Origin of the sequence: Lactococcus sp. FSL K6-0773, assembly GCF_038006485.1 — a bacterium.
GTDB lineage: Bacteria > Bacillota > Bacilli > Lactobacillales > Streptococcaceae > Lactococcus > Lactococcus lactis.
Genome location: NZ_JBBOVF010000001.1, coordinates 73664 through 91302 on the forward strand (window position 1 = coordinate 73664; position 17639 = coordinate 91302).

General features: G+C 34.0%; 26 protein-coding genes. 19 read left to right on the forward strand and 7 right to left on the reverse strand.

The window, feature by feature from the left end; translation table 11 throughout:
• Positions 1 to 25: 25 nt before the first annotated feature.
• Positions 26 to 1237, reverse strand: a complete 1212-nt coding sequence (locus MHB61_RS00420; protein ID WP_014570687.1) for a tyrosine-type recombinase/integrase — start codon at positions 1235 to 1237, stop codon at positions 26 to 28.
• 92 nt (positions 1238 to 1329) lie between these two features.
• Positions 1330 to 2007 carry a helix-turn-helix domain-containing protein gene (locus MHB61_RS00425; protein WP_014570686.1) on the reverse strand — a complete coding sequence of 226 codons (678 nt, stop codon included), beginning with the start codon at positions 2005 to 2007 and terminating at the stop codon, positions 1330 to 1332.
• Between the two features lie 157 nt (positions 2008 to 2164).
• On the opposite strand from MHB61_RS00425, the gene MHB61_RS00430 reads away from it, so the two are divergent.
• The 13 genes from MHB61_RS00430 (at position 2165) to MHB61_RS00490 (ending at position 8820) form a co-directional block, all read left to right on the forward strand.
• Complete coding sequence (locus MHB61_RS00430; protein WP_014570685.1) at positions 2165 to 2395, forward strand: helix-turn-helix domain-containing protein; 231 nt, start codon at positions 2165 to 2167, stop codon at positions 2393 to 2395.
• A gap of 216 nt (positions 2396 to 2611) precedes the next feature.
• The gene (locus tag MHB61_RS00435; protein WP_003132799.1) at positions 2612 to 2836 is read left to right on the forward strand and encodes a hypothetical protein; all 225 of its coding nucleotides are present in this window, start codon (positions 2612 to 2614) and stop codon (positions 2834 to 2836) included.
• Between the two features lie 2 nt (positions 2837 to 2838).
• Positions 2839 to 3531 (forward strand): BRO-N domain-containing protein, encoded by a 693-nt coding sequence (locus MHB61_RS00440; RefSeq protein ID WP_003132801.1) that lies wholly within the window; start codon positions 2839 to 2841, stop codon positions 3529 to 3531.
• 74 nt (positions 3532 to 3605) lie between these two features.
• On the forward strand, positions 3606 to 3773 hold the full coding sequence (locus tag MHB61_RS00445; protein WP_153951771.1) for a hypothetical protein: 168 nt from the start codon (positions 3606 to 3608) through the stop codon (positions 3771 to 3773).
• A gap of 25 nt (positions 3774 to 3798) precedes the next feature.
• Positions 3799 to 3936, forward strand: coding sequence for a hypothetical protein (locus tag MHB61_RS00450; protein ID WP_162467663.1), 138 nt, complete (start codon positions 3799 to 3801; stop codon positions 3934 to 3936).
• Positions 3933 to 4202 (forward strand): hypothetical protein, encoded by a 270-nt coding sequence (locus tag MHB61_RS00455; protein WP_003132804.1) that lies wholly within the window; start codon positions 3933 to 3935, stop codon positions 4200 to 4202. Before MHB61_RS00450 ends, MHB61_RS00455 begins: the two co-directional genes overlap by 4 nt.
• 9 nt (positions 4203 to 4211) lie before the next feature.
• Positions 4212 to 5909 carry a hypothetical protein gene (locus MHB61_RS00460; RefSeq protein WP_170959142.1) on the forward strand — a complete coding sequence of 566 codons (1698 nt, stop codon included), beginning with the start codon at positions 4212 to 4214 and terminating at the stop codon, positions 5907 to 5909.
• A 369-nt stretch (positions 5910 to 6278) separates the two neighbouring features.
• Positions 6279 to 6461 carry a hypothetical protein gene (locus tag MHB61_RS00465; RefSeq protein ID WP_003132807.1) on the forward strand — a complete coding sequence of 61 codons (183 nt, stop codon included), beginning with the start codon at positions 6279 to 6281 and terminating at the stop codon, positions 6459 to 6461.
• 18 nt (positions 6462 to 6479) lie between these two features.
• A complete protein-coding gene (locus MHB61_RS00470) occupies positions 6480 to 6746 on the forward strand; it encodes a hypothetical protein (RefSeq protein WP_249351721.1) in 267 nt (88 codons plus the stop codon).
• Positions 6747 to 6846: 100 nt separating this feature from the next.
• A complete protein-coding gene (locus MHB61_RS00475) occupies positions 6847 to 7419 on the forward strand; it encodes a hypothetical protein (RefSeq protein ID WP_003132810.1) in 573 nt (190 codons plus the stop codon).
• 17 nt (positions 7420 to 7436) lie between these two features.
• Complete coding sequence (locus tag MHB61_RS00480; protein WP_003132811.1) at positions 7437 to 7799, forward strand: hypothetical protein; 363 nt, start codon at positions 7437 to 7439, stop codon at positions 7797 to 7799.
• A gap of 183 nt (positions 7800 to 7982) precedes the next feature.
• The gene (locus tag MHB61_RS00485) at positions 7983 to 8153 is read left to right on the forward strand and encodes a hypothetical protein (protein ID WP_012898380.1); all 171 of its coding nucleotides are present in this window, start codon (positions 7983 to 7985) and stop codon (positions 8151 to 8153) included.
• A 160-nt stretch (positions 8154 to 8313) separates the two neighbouring features.
• Positions 8314 to 8820 carry a GNAT family N-acetyltransferase gene (locus MHB61_RS00490; protein ID WP_010906208.1) on the forward strand — a complete coding sequence of 169 codons (507 nt, stop codon included), beginning with the start codon at positions 8314 to 8316 and terminating at the stop codon, positions 8818 to 8820.
• A 64-nt stretch (positions 8821 to 8884) separates the two neighbouring features.
• Here the strand turns inward: MHB61_RS00490 and MHB61_RS00495 are convergent, their stop codons facing one another.
• On the reverse strand, positions 8885 to 9157 hold the full coding sequence (locus MHB61_RS00495; RefSeq protein ID WP_043991155.1) for a hypothetical protein: 273 nt from the start codon (positions 9155 to 9157) through the stop codon (positions 8885 to 8887).
• A 157-nt stretch (positions 9158 to 9314) separates the two neighbouring features.
• Between MHB61_RS00495 and MHB61_RS00500 the strand changes: the two genes are divergently transcribed.
• The 6 genes from MHB61_RS00500 to MHB61_RS00525 all read left to right on the forward strand — a co-directional run bounded on the left by MHB61_RS00500 (position 9315) and on the right by MHB61_RS00525 (position 13513).
• On the forward strand, positions 9315 to 9494 hold the full coding sequence (locus MHB61_RS00500) for a hypothetical protein (protein WP_003132880.1): 180 nt from the start codon (positions 9315 to 9317) through the stop codon (positions 9492 to 9494).
• A 59-nt stretch (positions 9495 to 9553) separates the two neighbouring features.
• Complete coding sequence (locus tag MHB61_RS00505) at positions 9554 to 10075, forward strand: hypothetical protein (protein ID WP_003132879.1); 522 nt, start codon at positions 9554 to 9556, stop codon at positions 10073 to 10075.
• Positions 10075 to 10341 carry a hypothetical protein gene (locus tag MHB61_RS00510; protein ID WP_014570682.1) on the forward strand — a complete coding sequence of 89 codons (267 nt, stop codon included), beginning with the start codon at positions 10075 to 10077 and terminating at the stop codon, positions 10339 to 10341. Before MHB61_RS00505 ends, MHB61_RS00510 begins: the two co-directional genes overlap by 1 nt.
• A gap of 26 nt (positions 10342 to 10367) precedes the next feature.
• Entirely contained in the window at positions 10368 to 10778 is a 411-nt protein-coding gene (locus MHB61_RS00515) for a protein-export chaperone SecB (RefSeq protein ID WP_003132877.1), read from the forward strand.
• 1119 nt (positions 10779 to 11897) lie between these two features.
• A complete protein-coding gene (locus MHB61_RS00520; RefSeq protein ID WP_014570681.1) occupies positions 11898 to 12098 on the forward strand; it encodes a cold-shock protein in 201 nt (66 codons plus the stop codon).
• A 701-nt stretch (positions 12099 to 12799) separates the two neighbouring features.
• Positions 12800 to 13513, forward strand: a complete 714-nt coding sequence (locus MHB61_RS00525) for a Bax inhibitor-1/YccA family protein (RefSeq protein ID WP_003130397.1) — start codon at positions 12800 to 12802, stop codon at positions 13511 to 13513.
• A gap of 74 nt (positions 13514 to 13587) precedes the next feature.
• Here MHB61_RS00525 and MHB61_RS00530 read toward each other — a convergent pair whose 3' ends face one another.
• The 4 genes from MHB61_RS00530 to MHB61_RS00545 all read right to left on the reverse strand — a co-directional run bounded on the left by MHB61_RS00530 (position 13588) and on the right by MHB61_RS00545 (position 17543).
• Positions 13588 to 14271: a LutC/YkgG family protein gene (locus tag MHB61_RS00530; protein WP_003130398.1), complete on the reverse strand. Its 684-nt coding sequence runs from the start codon at positions 14269 to 14271 to the stop codon at positions 13588 to 13590.
• A gap of 2 nt (positions 14272 to 14273) precedes the next feature.
• The gene (locus MHB61_RS00535) at positions 14274 to 15746 is read right to left on the reverse strand and encodes a LutB/LldF family L-lactate oxidation iron-sulfur protein (RefSeq protein ID WP_003130400.1); all 1473 of its coding nucleotides are present in this window, start codon (positions 15744 to 15746) and stop codon (positions 14274 to 14276) included.
• A 9-nt stretch (positions 15747 to 15755) separates the two neighbouring features.
• Positions 15756 to 16526, reverse strand: coding sequence for a (Fe-S)-binding protein (locus MHB61_RS00540; protein WP_010906112.1), 771 nt, complete (start codon positions 16524 to 16526; stop codon positions 15756 to 15758).
• Between the two features lie 180 nt (positions 16527 to 16706).
• Positions 16707 to 17543: a Cof-type HAD-IIB family hydrolase gene (locus MHB61_RS00545; RefSeq protein WP_003130402.1), complete on the reverse strand. Its 837-nt coding sequence runs from the start codon at positions 17541 to 17543 to the stop codon at positions 16707 to 16709.
• Positions 17544 to 17639: the final 96 nt, after the last annotated feature.

Sequence of the window (17639 nt, forward strand, 5' to 3'; positions counted from 1 at the left end):
TTGGGAAATAATGTTACGTTTTTTGTTACGCTTGGTTTGAATAATTAAGGTATTTCTCAAATAAGCTGAGTTCATTTTTAGCTGTTTCAGGTTCAAGATGAGCGTAGATATCCATAGTCATTTGTAATGTTGAATGACCTAGCCTAGTTTGGATAGCTTTATAACTCATTCCTGCGCTTAAACAGAGCGTAGCATGAGTATGTCTAAAGCCGTGAAAGCCGATATTTGGTAGGCCCACATTCTCAAAACAATCAAGTAAAGTATTTCTAAGTAGTCGACTATTAAGCACAGAGCCATTGATATTTGGAAAAAGCAAAGGCTGATTAGGATTTCCATATTTGAGGAACTCTTTTTTTATTTCAAGCTGCCATTTAGATAAAAGATTTAGTGTAGATTTATCTATATCTATTGTTCGGTTACTTGTTTCAGTTTTGGGAGACAATTGAATTTGATTGCTGTCATTTACCGTTTTTGATACCGTAACAGTTCCCTGTTTGAAATCAATATCAGACCAGCTCAATGCAACTGCTTCGCCAATTCTGAGACCGGTTGAAGCTAGAAAAGGTAAAAGATTTCTTAATAGCCGCATTTTCCATTGAGGGGAAGCCTGATTATCTAAATAATCAAATAAACTTTGAAGTTGAGATTTAGTAAAAAACTTGATCTCTTTTTTTGTAGATTCTACTTTGACATTAGGCATTAGAACAGTTAAACATGGATTCGATGAAATAAGACCATTTGAAATAGCATACTTCATAATTCTATTGATTATAGTATATAATCTCTTATAATCGCTCATTTCGCCTTTTTTTCGTGCCTGACGCCCGTTTAAAGGTTTACTAGCGATAGTTGCCCATATATTAATTTGATGCTGTAAAATGGCAGTTGTGAGTTTATCTATCTTATACTTCCCAAATGCTGGGATAAGATATAATCTTAAATTTTTTTCTGTTTGCTTGACAGTTGCTGATTTTCTATTTATTTTATAAAAATCAAACCATGCTGCTACAACTTCATCAAAAGTTTTTAAGACTTTAATTTTTTTAGTACAACCATTTTTTATGAACTCATTTTGAAGACGTGAAAGTTTAACTTTTATGTCTTTTTTTGTACGCCCAGTAATGGAAGTCCGCACTTGCTTACCTGTCAGCACATCAGTACCGATATAAGCACCACGGAGAATATAGCGTACTTCTCCGCTTTTTGTTTTGTATTCTTTTATATTTAATTTGTTCATGTTGATTCTCCTCTTTGCATTTGCCGTGCGCATAATGGAAAATCATGGATATTGTATTGGGGTCAAGGAGTTCGTGACAAGCTTTGAACTTTTTAAAACGGCATGAGATTGGTACGTAATCGAGATTCAATTTCGGAAACTTTTGATTTTATCTCTTTATCAACTTGGTTTGGTTCAAGAATGCTAACGTAGTTTGTCAAAAAGTCATTAAACTCATCATTGTAATAATCTTTTGTAAACTCTTTTAAAGCTTCTTCAACTTTTTTATATATTTCCGTATTCATCTTCAAAGATAAAGAAGCATCTTCTAAAAGTGGTTGATTGTTTATAAATTTAACAAAGCTAGTTAGTTCATCAGGAAACACTACCTCCAAAATTTCTACTTCCATAAAATTCTCAGGAGTACCATCAGAAGCAAATTCAGTCGGAACGTAATCTTCACTATTTTTATATTTTCCAGTAAATTCAAAAGTACCAATGTAAGAATTGAACTTTTGAACTTGAATAAAGATAGTTAGTTCACCGGATGCTTTTATTTCTTCTTCTGTAGATAATACTACTTCAAAATCAAAAGGGGAATAATCAAAAAAATCGTTTGGAGTTATTTTAAAAAAATTGCAGATACTATTCAAAGTTTCATAATCGATTTGGGAGGACCTATTATTATTAATCCTTGTTAGAGTAGATGGTGCAATGCCCGTTTCAACGGCTAACCTATTCGCTCTTACGTTTCTTTCAGCAAGTAAAACAGATAATCTATTTATAATCATTTTTTTCTCCTTTATTTAATATTAGCATATGCGCGAATAAAAAACAATTTAACGAAAATTAAATTTTTATCTTGACTTATATTTTATATTTTGATATTATTTGATTGCGATAAAAAAATATTCACATCCGCAAACAAAAAACAAAAAGGGGAATTTTATGATTGCGAATAATTTTTCGATACTATTGCTTAAGAATAATTTTAAAGCAAAAAGTTTTTCTGCTTACACAGGTATTGCAGAAAGCACACTTTCATCGCTTGTCAATATAGTTGAAAATGGCAAAGATATAAAACTATCAACTCTAATTAAAATATGTAATCATCTTAATTGCACATTATCTGAGCTTATTGAATATTTCCCAGAAGAACAATTAATCAATAACAAGTAATCATCAACCCAAGAATAAACAGCACGGTTTGCACAGCTTTCCGTAATGTGCTTACGCAACTATCCAGCCGTTGCAAGTATTGGTAGATGATTCCACAGCCTAAGCAATGGCTATAAACTGCATGTCCTAACATAAAAATAGCATTTGCCGTGCGCTGTAATAGAGAACCAAGAAAAAGACCGCGATTGTCGATAAACTACGTAGAAATGAGGATTAATGAAAATAAAAGAACTTAAGGAAGCCATCAAGGATTTACCTGACGATATGGAGATTTTAGCAGGCGAAGAAGGTTTAATCGATGTCAAAGTCATTGCAGTGACCAAAGAAACTTTATCATGGACAGACGCTTTTGACAACCTTGAAGAGCTTATGAAATATACTGGTAAGACTCCTGAAGAATTTGAAGAAGACTATCTTTATATCGAATTAGGAGGTGTATAGTTATGAACTTACAATTAGTCAATCAAGAGTTATTCAATGGTATTACCTGTGACGTTTGGCGTAATGATAATCATGAAATTTTCATGACAACTGAACAACTTGCTCAGTGTATTGGATATCAAACTAGATATGGTATTACAAAACTAGTACAGAAAAATAAGTATCTCAAAAACAGAGAATTTTCAGTTAGTGCCAAATTGGCACACGGTGACGGAAAACAATATGATACTCGAGTATTTACTTTTGAGGGAATCAAAGAAATTCTTTTCCTTGCACCAAAGAGTGAAACGGCCCGAAAATTCCGTGAATGGACACGTAGCGTATTGAATGCTTATTTCAAAGGCGAATTAGTCAAAGCCAAAGAAATGGCAAAAGCCACTATCACACGGCGAGAATTATCGACTGCCATCAGTGAAAGTCCTCACTTTGAGAAAAACTATCATGTTATCTTTGCTGATATGCTTACAGCTCTTGTTACCAACGGTAAATATAAGAGCGTTAGAGGCATGAGAAAAGCGCTAGGACGTCCTAACGCAAAACTTAAACAAATGCTTGACAGTCCTGAAGAACTGCAATTACTGCAAACTTACGAATCGAGTATTACTAATTTACTAGATTTAGGTTTTGACCGACAACAAATCAAAGCATTTTTGACAAAAGAAAAATCCCTACCGCGACCAAACGAAAAGGATTAATACAAAATTAGCATGAGTCACGCACTAACGTGATTTCATGCTCTTATTTTACCATAATGAGAGGAATTTTCAACATGAATAAACCAATAATCGAAGTAATCTACCCCACTCACGGCACACAATCAGGCGCACAAGTACAGTTTGACCCAAGCACTCATACTTGGACGGTTTGGAACAAACGAGGCTTAGAACGCACGTTTAGAAACGTAACTTCATACGTTAGATACATGACGAAAGGGTAAGGGGTAAAGCATGAAATTTATAAAAATGGACGTTATAAGCACAGAAATACTACCTACTTGGTTGGTTAAACCTAGTCGTGCTGAAGTAAGAAAAATATTAATTGTCAATGAATCTAAAGCGCCAAAGTGGCATCTACGTCTTAAACGAGGAGGAAAATCATGAGTATCTTATCATTTGAAGCAGAACAAGAGCTAACACAATCAGTATTAAGCCATGTTGATAAATTAGTTGAGGCAAGAGTTGAACAAAGTCGCTTGTTCCCTTACGTGCAACAAGCTGAATTATTGAAAGAACTGAACATTTCAACCACATATTTAGCTAAACTTCGGGCACACGGATTAAAGCAAGTGGTTTTAGAAGATGGAGATCGTACTGTTTGGTATAAAAAAAGTCAATTGGAATCCTTGATGGATTCATTGGCTGAATAGGGGGAAGAAGTGACAGAAGTTAAAACTGATTACGGAGATTTGGAAAAACAACGCAAGGTATGGGAAAAATTGGAAAATAATCTAAAAAGTGTGATTAATCTTCCATGGGAAAAATTTGGAAACATTGATGGCGCTAAGATTCCTCAAAGTCTTGATTTGGTACATATCTTGCATCGTGATATTTATGAATATCCTTATCTGTCAGTAAAGTCTACAGGAGAAAATAAAAGAATTAAAAGACCTAGTTTGCATTTAAACAACGGTCAAAATACTGTATCTATTTTCTACGGTGGAGTTAATAAAAAAGCTGAAAAAACTGACGATGGAGAAGATAAAGAAGTAGTTACATTAAAATCAAGTAAAAGTATACCTCGTTTTGTCAATGTGATCCTAGATTATCTATTTGGAAAGCTTGCTTTGCATAATGGATATTTATATGATATTTCAACCTCACAATTCAAACGATTGTCAGAGATGGATATTGCTCATGAATATAAATTAGGCAAGCGTTCTGATTTCACAGCTAGTGAGGTTGTAGAAATTATATCTTTTATAGATGAACAGATAAAGCTAAAACCTCTTAAGGAAATTAAAGCATCCATTATTGCTTGTCATGACTTTCAAATGGATCTACATCAAAAGAAAATTTTAAAAAATTGTTCTATCAAAGACAATGAATGTTACTTTAAAGTGTTTGATTGTCAGCTCTCTGATGTAATTGAGATGTCAATCTTGAACGCTAATTACTTAGGAATGGTGATAGATGATGCAGATAGTTTGCATAATGCGCAACTACAGCCAATCTATCAAATGCTGGTGGCATGTCGTGAGATTACTAAGACAAGGTTCTTTGTGAGTAAATCTGGTACACGTACTGGTAAAGGATTACGTCATAAAGTAATTTCATCAATTTTTGATAGGAAACATGTCAACCTAGACGAACTCTCAAATAAGGCAACGGCCGCAATGGCTTGGGCTGGATTTGATGGCGGAGAAATGTTACTGGTGACTGAATCAGGAGAAAACGGAAAGAGTTTAGAACGTTATTTGAAAATACTGGCTACTGAAAGTACATATCGTGGTCGAGGTATCGGTCAAAACTATGCGGATATTAATCTTACTGGTGTGCTGTCTATTGATTCAAATGAAAAAGTTCTGTTTTCTTCTGAGATGAATAGCAGGGCTGTGAACATTGCTTTTAAGAATCGTCCTAAAGGGGAAACTGATAGCGAACGTGAATCAATCTTTTCGCCCTACTGGGAAGCATTTACTGAACAGCGAGTATCTGAGACCAGTAGAGAAGCAACGGGGCTTGCAGGAGTGGCTGCTTTATACTCTTCATTTATTTATTGGAGACAGAATAAATTTAAGTTCAATTTTAAGCAAGTGGAGATGGATAACTTCAGTAGTGATCACTTTGATTTTGATGACGTGCAAATTTATATTATTGAGGAGCATATCAAAGGTAACAAGACAATAATCAAAACGGATGAGGTTCAGAAGTTATTGAAAGAAACCTATTATGGTGCTGGAAGTCCTAAGCGAAGAAAAGAAGCCCTTGATATTATTGGATATTTTGAAACGGTTCGTACATTTCCAACTTTTGAAGGAAAAAGAAAATCTTTTCGTGTTATTGCAATTGGTAACCCTCAACGTACTGCAAAAGCAGTTGAAGCATTTCTTGAAACAATGTATGAACCACCATAAAAGTGTAATTTAGTTACAAATAGTTATGTTTTTTTGATACTCATAAACAGCTATATAAAAGGATAGTTACAGAAAATACGCAAAATACACTTTTTATATTGAGTAAAATAGTAATTTATTATAAAAGAGTTTGAGTTAATTATACCAATTATGGATACTAGATTTTAATATTCTATATTATATAAAGGAAAAATGTGTAATTAATGTATTTATCGTAACTATGGCTTTATAACAAGGTTTTGAGAGGTTTTAAAAGTGTAATTATTCATAACTATTTTCTTAAATAATGTGTAACTATTGTGGTGATTTTAGAAACTAATAGTCATCAAATAGAAAAAGCTATACCAATTTAGAAAAAGAGGTTTGATAATGAGCTTTAATTTTACAAAGACAGTAGTCTTTACAGTCAATGAAAAAATGCCATTTAATATTCCTTATGATGAAGAGGAATTTGAGAAATTTAGTCATGCACTTTTAGTTGATAAAAATGCGGAGTGGCTAGGTGGCTACTTATTCAACATAAAAAATATTGTTTCAATAAAACGAGTTTAAACATAGGGAGAAAAAATAATGAGCGATAAAGTAATTATGGTTTATACAGTAAATGATTCATCAGCGTTTGTCTTTAATAAGACACTGGATAATATGAAAGTCATTGGCAAATGGCAAGATAACCCTGACCAGTTATTTAGACTAGGCACTACCGTATTTAATGGGAGTCATGTTGTGGCAATTAAAGTCGCAAAACGTGGGCACTTGGTACAGTACCAGAATAATAAAGGAGAAATAATGAGGGTAAGACACCCACCAAAATCAGTTGTTTTAACTAATTTATAAAAACAGCTATCAACCTAATAAACATAGGGAATTACAGGAACTATCAATAGTTCCGATTATAATATATATTTACTAACAAATAAATACAGGAGAAACCATAATGAAAACATTTGAAGAAATTGAAGCAGAACTTATCAATCAAAAAGACGGTAATTTATTGGAAATTGAGAAGTTTAAAAATAATAAAGAAAAAGCGGAAAGAGCCTTAAAAATCGCTAATGAGGAATTAATCACAGCCGAGGAGACCGCTGACTTAGTAGCTTATGATAAAGCCAAGGGGGATATATGGACATCACAACACGCTATTGAATTGTATCAAAAGCAGTTAGACAAATTGCAAAATACACCATTAGTGTCTAAGGAGGAGTATAATCAATTGGTCTCAGATATTGAAAAGGCCGCCGATACGTTACAAGATGAGTTAAATATTAAGGGCGCTAAGCTAATGGCAGAACTCAAGGCATTGGCTGATGAATCTAATGCGGTCTACCATAAAGCTGATGAGTTGTTACGTATTGCGCAGTATGATGTTTACAAAGACGCCGATTGTTTAGTAGCGTCAAACGGTACCAGAATAACGCGAGCGGTAGAGTATAAACGAAACAACTCAGTCCGAAATGTTTATAACTTTAAATATCTTGGCAACACATTTCTTGATGATATGAACGCATAATAAAAGGGGGGGACACCATGACAGAAACAATCAAAGACAACAGCCAACAACATACAGGCAATTGGGTTGAGGACATCCGAAAAGGCGCAGAGATTGAACGCAAAGAACGAGAGGAGACGAGCAGACAGCGGAGCAAAGAAGCCTTTGACAAGATGAGAGATAAGGCGAACGCCGAACGTGATGAGATTAATGGATTGATGAAACAAGTTGCCGAAAGAAATTACAATGATAATAAGTTAAAGCGTGACAAAGAAATTGAAACTGCTAAACAAAAAGCTATGCAACAGATTGAATCTGAATATGAAAGCAAGCACGGAGTCGATACCGACAAGACGGAACGAACTAAGCAAGCATTGAGCAACTTACTAAAAGGTTTATGATTAATAAAAAAATATTTATATTAATTTATTATTTATTAATTTTATTTTTTAAATCTGAAAATATTTTTAAAGAAACTATGGGGGGGCATAGCCCCCTCCCTCTGGGTTACTCCGTACTTCACGCCGTCACTGTACATATTTTTTCTTGAGTATGTGTTTAACAAGCAGAAAGGAGGAAGAAAAATGAGCGTTATTCGGTGCAAAACTTGCAAAAATTTGTTCAATACCGCCAAGCAAGAAAGATATTGTAGCGAAGAATGTAGAAAAGAAGCTCGTAAGAAAGTTCGTAAAAAATGGGAAACAAAGAATCCTGAATATATGAAAAATTATATGCGAGGATATCGTGAAAAATAGCCTTGTAAGTTTAGTTTCATCGCAATACAAAATATAAAACAAATAAAAAGTCCCCTAAAGGGCTATGATATAATAGTAGTTAAGAAATCAGTTTTTAAAGCCCGTTCTCAGCGGGCTTTTTTGTTTTATGGTAAAATACACTTAACAACGGGGGTGGATTATGAAAATAAGGCTAATTGATAAAAGTGATTGGAGTTCATATCAAAAATTGAGATTGAATGCTTTAAAGGCAGCCTCTGAATCTTTTGGGTCTACTTACGAGAGAGAAGTGAAGTTCTCAGAACAAGAAATTATAGAAAGAATATCGCCAAACTCCAGCAAATTCTTTATGGGAATTTTTGACGGAAAAGAATTAATAGGAATGGTTTCATTTCATAAAGAAATTGGTGAAAAGGACAGACATAAGGGTGATATATATGGAATGTTCATTCATGGAGATTACCAAAATAAAGGTCTAGCCAAACTATTATTATCTACCTTAATTAATAAAGTAAAAGAAGAATATCCTGATTTAGAACAAATAAGGTTATCAGTTGTTTCAAATAATATTTCAGCGGTAAAACTTTATGGGCATCTAGGTTTTGAGAAATATGGGGTTGAAATAAATGCCTTAAAAACTGGAGACAAATATTTTGATGAAGATTTAATGGTTCTGTTCTTAAAATAAATATTTCAATATCTATTAAATTTGAATAAACTATAAAATAAACCCTGGCTTTGGCCAGGCTTTTTTAAATTTTATTTTCTTTGAAGAACAATGCGGCAACAGCGATAACTAATATACAAATGATAGCCCAGGATAAGTTATCTAATGATTTGCTGGATACCATCATATAAATAAGAAAAACGAGGATGATTAGCGCTATAATAATCACACTTATGCTTGTTATAATCAAATATACCTGCTGCACTTCACCAGCATTCTTTAGCGGCTTGTTTTTATGTAACCAGTATGATACTCCAGCCCATATTAAAGCAGCAACAATAACATAAAAAATGAACATATATAATTCCGCCTATAGAGTTAATTTAGTTATTTTAAGTATAGCATAAGTTAAGTTACTAGTTATCATAGGAATAAACTCTGATTTTAGTCAGGACTTTTTTTATTTTTCAGAATATGATATACTTTTTAATAAAACTAAAAGTGGTGGTAGTAAGATGAAATTTGAAGGAACTTGGCTTGTTGTTATTATACTAAGTATTGAGGTTTTAGCTTTCGGCGAATTTGAGCAGTCTAATCAAATTCTTTTGATAGGGGGAATTTCTTTTATATTATCTATACTATTTGAAGCTTCTACTTTAATTAGACACTTTATTAAAAAACAAACTAAAGTATAACACCGCTTCGGCGGGATTTTTTGTTTTATTATTAATTTATATGATATAATAACATTCGTATGGAAGAGAAAACAACATTGTATCATGTTAATACAAACGAAAAGATTGATAATTTAATTAAAAATAATGAGTTGATTATTAGTGAGCATAAATCGGATAGTAAATATTCAGGTATAGGAATGTATTTTTGGGATAATAGAGGCAATGCTGATTATTGGTTAGGGCAAAAATTAAAATATAAAGAAAAGAAAGATTTAAGTCTCTTGGTTGTATCTGCTGAATACTCCTCTGATCATATGTTAGATTTAATGGATTATGCTCAAGAAAAAGAGTATCAAGATATTTTATCCAAGGTGTCCAAACTTGTACAATTTAGAGGGAAATCTTTGGGTGAAAAAGTTGACTATTTATGTGAAGTGTTAGGTTGTAAATTAGTCAGATTTAGTACCTACTATCCTAATACTCCTCAAACTGAGCTATTGAAAAGAAGTAAAGTAACAAATAAATATAAGGTTATCTATTGTATAAAGCCTACTCATTATGATATAATCAAGAAAAAGCATAAGGAGGTGTTTTCGTGATGGACATGTTAACTAAATTAAAAAAACTATCTAATCAGTTGGACGATCCAATCTTTGCTAGTGAATTTTCTAAGGGTTTTGAAGAATTTTTGGAAAAAAAACATATATATGAATTTGACAAAGTAGAATTATTGGAAGTTGTTTACAGTATCGAAGATGATTCTTCTAATGATAAAGATGTGAAAAATAAATCAGGGCTTTTAAATGCTAAGCCATTTGGTTTTTATGACGTATTGATTTCAAGTGAAACAGTGATGGCTGCGTAATGTTATAAAGATTATAGAGAGAAAAAATGGACGCTCCAGTTATTCAATTTAAAAGATATGAAGTAGAAAAAATAAATTATATTATCCTTAATGAGGATGAAAGCACTAAATCTAAAATGAAGTTTTTAGTTTCTGGAGCTTTATCAGACGATTCAGAGGTAGGTGTGGTGACATTGGATATAAGCCTTCCTCAAAAGGAACAAAAAAGAAAAATAGATGTTATTATATCCGGTTACTTTACTTTCAGAGAAGATTTAACATCTGACAAAGAAAAACATCAATATCTTGGTGTTAACGGAACTGCTATTTTATTACCTTATCTGAGAGCTATAGTTTCTATGGTGACAGTTTTAGATAAAAATGAGGCAATTGTTTTTCCGACTTTAAATGTTTCAGAGCTTATGAAGCTTTCCGAAGAAGAAAATAAAAATGATTAATATTCGCCCTCCGGGGCGTTTTTCTTTACAACGGAAACAGTAAATTGTATAATAATTTTATCCTTTTACATAAGGTTATAAATAACTCCGAGAACATCGTTTTGACTAAGTGACGGTGTTTTTTATTTGAAAACGAATACAAAAAGTAGTAGAATGAATTCATCTTACCTATATAAGATGACGTCTGCCCTTAAACAGGGCTTTTTGTTCTAGTTAAGGAAGTAGATATATACTATATTTACCCAAAAATATATAATTTTTCATAAATTTACTCTTTAGCGTTCCTCTCCTAACTGGGGCGCTTTTTTCTTGAAAAAAAATAATGATAGCGCTATAATAAATCATCATGATATTTTATTTCCTTGAGCTTTCTTCATCCATGAGAAGCTCGTTATAAAATTTTTCTTAAATGCCTCCTCCCCCTTATGAGGCATTTTTTTATATAAAAAAGCACTAGCATTAAGCCAGTGCCGAAACGTGATTAGAGCAAGGTATGAATAATATAGTATAAAACTAGATTAACTTGCACTAACTATTATAATATTAACAATTTTATGAACAATTGTCAATGATATTATGTTATAATGTATTCGGGATGTTTGTGAGATTTCATCCTATTTCTAGAGTTAAGCTGCTCTTCGGAGTGGCTTTTTTATTTTGCTATTGTTTTTAAATTTTAAAGTGTTATGATTAGCGTAGGAGCTTAGTAGACTCCTTACTATATATCAGAGCTGCCCTCTTGCGTTTGGGGTGGCTTTTTGTTTATCATTGCAATACCTGATTAAAGTGATATACTTAGCGTAAGGTTGGTACAACGAAAGCACCGCCTGTCATCTTTAGCTGCTCAATTGTGAGCGGCTTTTTATTTTTCAATTAATAGTGAGTTTGACTTTAACTAACCTTAGTGTTATACTTGTTGGACGGAAAGATTAGTTGCTTTCCTTACAGTTCATAAAACCCATGTCGTAATGATGTGGGTTTTATTAATAAATAGGAAGTTTGACATTGAGTATAATTAGTGTTATTATGAGAAAGTAGATTTTGTCATGAGTAAAATGTTTTATAGATTCACTTTTCGCAAAATGAGATTTACAATTTTGTCGAAAGGAAATAAATATTATGGCAAATGGAACAGTAAAATGGTTTAACGCTACTAAAGGATTTGGCTTTATTAGCTCTGAAGATGGACAAGATTTGTTCGCTCACTTCTCAGCAATCCAATCTGATGGATTCAAATCACTTGACGAAGGTCAAAAAGTTGAATTTGATGTTGAAGAAGGTCAACGTGGACTTCAAGCAGTCAATATCACAAAAGCATAATTATATTTGAAAATCGTGCATAAACTGGAGCAGTAGCTTCAGTTTTTTTAATACGATGTTGTAATTCCAGGATAGTATGTTATACTTAGCCAGCAAGAGGAAACACACACTTTCCTTTGCATAAATTAGGGTCACTCTTTTATAGAGTGGTTTTTAATTAGGATTAATATGATATAATGAAAGTCTTAAACACGGGTGTCAGCAATCTGCTGGCATTTTTTATTTTTCATGGAATATTGTATAATTAATTTAGTGGACAATAATAAAATCACTTAAAGTATGTAGATAATCAATAGCAGTCCACGCCTGCCACTTATAATAACCAATAAAGGCGCTTTTGATTATCACAATCGGTTCTTTAGCTTAGTTGGTAGCTAACCGTTCGGTCGCTGGTTCGAGTCCAGCAAAAATCATAACAAAAAGCACTCAATAAGTGCTCACTCATGGTTCTCAATTTTACGCACGGCGGTGCAAGTTATAGCGAACGTAACATTTTCTAAGTGTTACGTTTTATGTTACGTTCCAAAATGTGGTAGAATATAGTTAGATTAATAGAAATGTTGATATCAAGGTATTTAATTGTATTAAATCAGAGTAAATAACCATATATTATTAAAAAATAGGACCTAAGACTGATGACAAAAAGCCCAAATTTTGGTAAAATAGTTTTAGATTTAAATTAAAAAGGGAGGCCAAATATAATGAAAAATATGAATGATAATAATGTTATCTTTGACCAAAGAAGCGATGGATTGAATGCATTTTTCAGTAAAATTTATGCGTTGATGGGAGCAGGAGTATTAGTTTCTGCACTCGTTTCTTGGATAATGATTACATTTTTCTTAGATAACATGACAGCAATTCTCCAAAGTGGAAGTTTATTCTTCCTTGTACTCTGGATTATTCCTTTAGTGATGGTAGTATCACTTCAAGGGTTAGCAATGAAAAACTCAAAAATGGCACTACCGATTTTTATCGGTTATGCGGCATTTATGGGATTCTTGATTAGTTTTACACTTTTGATGTATACCGCCACTGATATTACTTTAGCCTTTGTTACGGCAGCAGCAATGTTCTTTGGTTTATCTGTTTATGGACGATTTACTAAACGTAATTTATCGGCAATGGGTAAAGCATTTGGTGTTGCAGTCTGGGGCTTGATTATTGCAATGTTTCTTAATTTCTTCTTTGCAAGTACAGGACTTACAATCCTTATTAGCCTAGTAGGTGTTGTGATTTTCGCAGGGCTTATCGCTTGGGATAATCAAAAAATTACACAGGTTTATAATGCAAACAATGGACAAGTAAGTGATGGTTGGGCAATTTCAATGGCACTTTCACTCTATCTTGACTTCATCAACATGTTTCTCTTCCTGCTCCGTCTTTTCGGTATCGCAGGTGGAAATCGCGATTAAGCAAAAATTACTGACAACACATCTGTCAGTAAAATAATAATAAAAAACTCTGCTGTCAGCAGAGTTTTTTCCTTTCATAAATCTTTGACAATCACATAATTAATTTCCAAAGGACCATGAAGTCCAACCACAAGTTGCATCTCAATATCACCAGAATTTGAGGGGCCAGAAATAAAATGAAGGGTTGACCCAGGCTTCTTATGTTCATCAAACCAAGCCGCAGCTTGGGTAGAACGAGGAACCATACGACTTAGTGGAATTACAGAAATATAATGAGTGGGTAAGAAGTGTAAAGAACGCCCTTGGCCAGCTTCTGATTCGACTACAATCGTTGCTGATTCAGCGAGGAAAAATTTAGGAACAGCCACGACGACATTAGAATTTTGGGCAGCATTAATATTTTCATCACGATTTTCTTTACCAATTTTCCACTTCACCAATTGGTCTGAAATAACATTCACTCCTAATTTTTCAAATTCATCTGTTGAAGGAATCATGACTTGTCCGCCACCAGATTTTTCAATTAATTGGCGAATCACTTCATTCATTTCAAAAGAAGAGGTTTCAATTAAATTAGCAGAAACTCGGCTGGCTTGCTCCTTAGCAATATCCAATAATTCCTCAGTAGTTAAATGAGCCAAATGTGTCTCAGGCAAATCTGAAATTGGAACATAAGGTTCAAATGGAAGTTCTACACCCCCACGTTTTTCAAATAAAGTTTCTAAAAATTTACTTCGATTTTCAATAGTTCCTGTCATATTTATTTACCTGCCTTATGTTTTTTATACCACTGACGAAATTGTTCTTTATGTGGCGGAGCAATTGGCAAATCTCGGACATCTGTCCAACCTTTAGCTAGAGCAGGAGCTTTTCTAACGGCGCCATAGTTAAATAAAGAACCCTCAACGCTGACCTCCTTAGCTTTGGGTAACATATTAAGACCAGTGTGAGCCATATTTATCGCCATCCCAAATAGTGCTGGGCTACTTGTTCCTTTCCCAATCGTATTCATTTCAAAATTGACAAAAGAGCCATCATGATGCATTGAAAGATCATCTTCCATCACTTTGCGATGTTCAATTAAAAGTTCATGCAAAGGGATTTTTACCGGACAAGTTTCAGTACATGCCCCACATAAGGTTGAAGCATAAGGTAAATCACCATATTGTTCATAACCTCCTAAAACGGGAGAGAGAACTGAACCGATTGGTCCAGGATAAATCGAACCATAAGCATGTCCACCAATTTGACGATAAACTGGGCAAACATTCAGACAAGCACCACAACGAATACATTGTAAAACAGCTTCAAAAGCAGTTCCAATCGCATTTGAGCGTCCATTATCAACAATGACAACATGAAAATCCTCAGGACCATCGGATTCGTCGTCGGCCTGTTGACCGGCAAAAGTGACATAAGTTGTCAGTTTTTGACCAACGGCAGAACGAGCAAGCATATTATCTAAAATTTCAGCTTCTTTGATTGATGGAACAATCCGTTCCATTCCCATCAGAACAATTTGTGTCTTAGGAATTGAAATTGTTAAATCAGCATTTCCTTCATTGGTCGATAAATTAATGTCACCAGTGTTGGCAATGGCAAAGTTACAACCGGTAATTCCGACTTCAGATTTTAAGAAAAGCTTACGCATGGTATCCCTAGCACAGCGAGCCAAATTAACTGGATTATTATCACCCTCATAGCCTAATTTTTTAGCAAATATTTCACGAATTTGATCACGATTTTTGTGCAAGGCTGGAAAAACAATATGTGAAGGCTCATCCCAATCAGCCACTTGCAAAATAAATTCAGCCAAGTCTGTTTCCAAAATATCCATATCATCAGAAAGCGAAACGAGCATTGGGTCAATGTCGACTTCCGTGGTCACCATTGATTTTGATTTGACAATCTTTTTCGCGTTTTTTTCAAGAACAATCCGTTTAACATAATCATTGGCTTCTTTAGCATCAGCGGCAAAGAAAACATGACCGCCACGAGCCGCAACATTATCTGAAAACTCTGTCAGATAATGGGGTAAATATTTTAAAGTATGTTGACGAATGGATTCAGCAATATCACGCCATTCTTGCCAATTTCCAAGCTCATCACGCGCAGATTCTCTTTTCTCCCATTGGGCATCCTGCGCTTTGGCTACCGCAGCTTTAGCAAACTGGTCTTTTTTACTCTCTTCTAAACGTTCAGCGAAAGTTTTTGTACTTGTAGAAAGTCCCATTTTCTCCCCCTATGCTTTGATAAATGCTGGGTTTTTCACAGCATCTATTCTTTCTAAATCGACATTTGTGTTTAAAATTTCAGCAATATGCATCACTCTTATTTTTTTACCTTCGCGATTCAATTTTCCACCAATATTCATCAAGCAGCCTAAGTCAGCAGAAATTAAGATTTCAGCACCAGTTGATAGAATATCGTTTGTTTTTTCAGTGACCATCATCTCTGAAATCTCAGGAGATTTAACTGAAAAAGTTCCGCCAAAGCCACAACAATTTTCCAAATGAGGAAGAGAAAGAACTTCAAGCCCTTTGACTTTATCCAATAAAATGAATGGAGCTTCTCGTTCACCTAGAATTCTAGTCATGTGGCAAGAACGGTGATAAGTTGCTTTTTCGCCATTAAATGTGGCACCAAGATCTTCAAGGCCTAAAACCCGATAAAGAAATTGGGTGAATTCATAGGATTTATTCGCTAAATCAATTGCTTTTTGCTTATAAGGGTCATTTTCGTCGAACATATGGGGATATTCTGTAAACATCCCTGAGCAAGAACCAGCAATCCCAACGACATAATCAGAAGATTCAAAAGCATCAATCTGATTTTTGATTGTTGGCATGGATTCTTTAACTAACCCTGAATTATAAGTAGGTTGTCCACAACAAATTTGTTCTTCTGGCAAATCTGTTTCAATCCCCAAACGTTCAAGGACTTCAACCATGGCAATTCCAACTTGTGGAAACATCAGGTCCATCACACAAGTGGAGAATATTGAAACTTTCATAAGCACTCCTTAGTATTTTGAAATCTTTGTTAAAAACTAGACATCTCCTAGAGATGTATGCTCTTTCATTATAAGCCGATTTATTTACATTTTCAAAAAAAGGAGCTGTCAAAAGAATTTGACAGACTGTCATTTAAAAATTATTTTGTAAAAATAAAAATACCAATCATCGATTGGTATTTATTTATTCGGGGTTAAAAAAAGTTTTTCAAGCTGTCTAGCTACACCATCCTCATCATTTGTCCAAGGAAGAATTTCACTGGCATAAGGAGTAAGTCTAGCAGAGGCATTTTTCATAGCATAAGCATTGGGAGCTAATTTAAACATTTCAATATCATTATGTTCATCTCCAAAAGCAATAAGATTCTCTAAAGGAATATCAAGAACTTTAAGTAGATGATTAAGACCAGAGGCTTTGGAAATTCCTTTAGGAACAACTTCTAATATGCCATTCGGTCCACCCCAAACGCCGACATCTATCTTGCCATTATAATGACGTTTCATTTCCTCTGCCAATGCTAATTTATCTTTTTGGCGAGTGGAAAGGAGTACTGCATGAGGATTTTCAGTAACTCGGTCTGCACGAAGTCGATTATAGGGTTGAAATTTTTCTACACCAAAGAGCTTGGGCTCGACATTACGGAAAGTGTTTAGAAAGAACTTTCGCCGATATTCAACGGCAAAGAAATGGAGATTAAAATTTTGTTGGTGCCTCAAAAGGTCAAAAATGAAGGAACGATCAATATAATAAGATTTTGTATGTTCCCAGTTTTTATCATTAGGCATTGAAATCAAAGCCCCATTAAAATTAATGACTGGACTTGTCAACTCAAGCTCGCGATAGACATCTAAAGACATTCTAAAAGGGCGTCCGGTTGTGATACAGATAATATGTCCGAGTGATTCTACCTGTTTAAAAATATATTTGGTATAACGGCTGATTGAACGTCCATCAGACTGCAAAGTAGTACCATCTAAATCAATTGCAATCAGTTTACGTTCTTTGTAGTTCTCCATTCAAACTCCCCTTATTCTAAAATTTATTTGTCAATTCATTCATTATATCATAGTTAGAAGCAGGAGCGGAACTCTACCATGTTCTACGAACAAGAA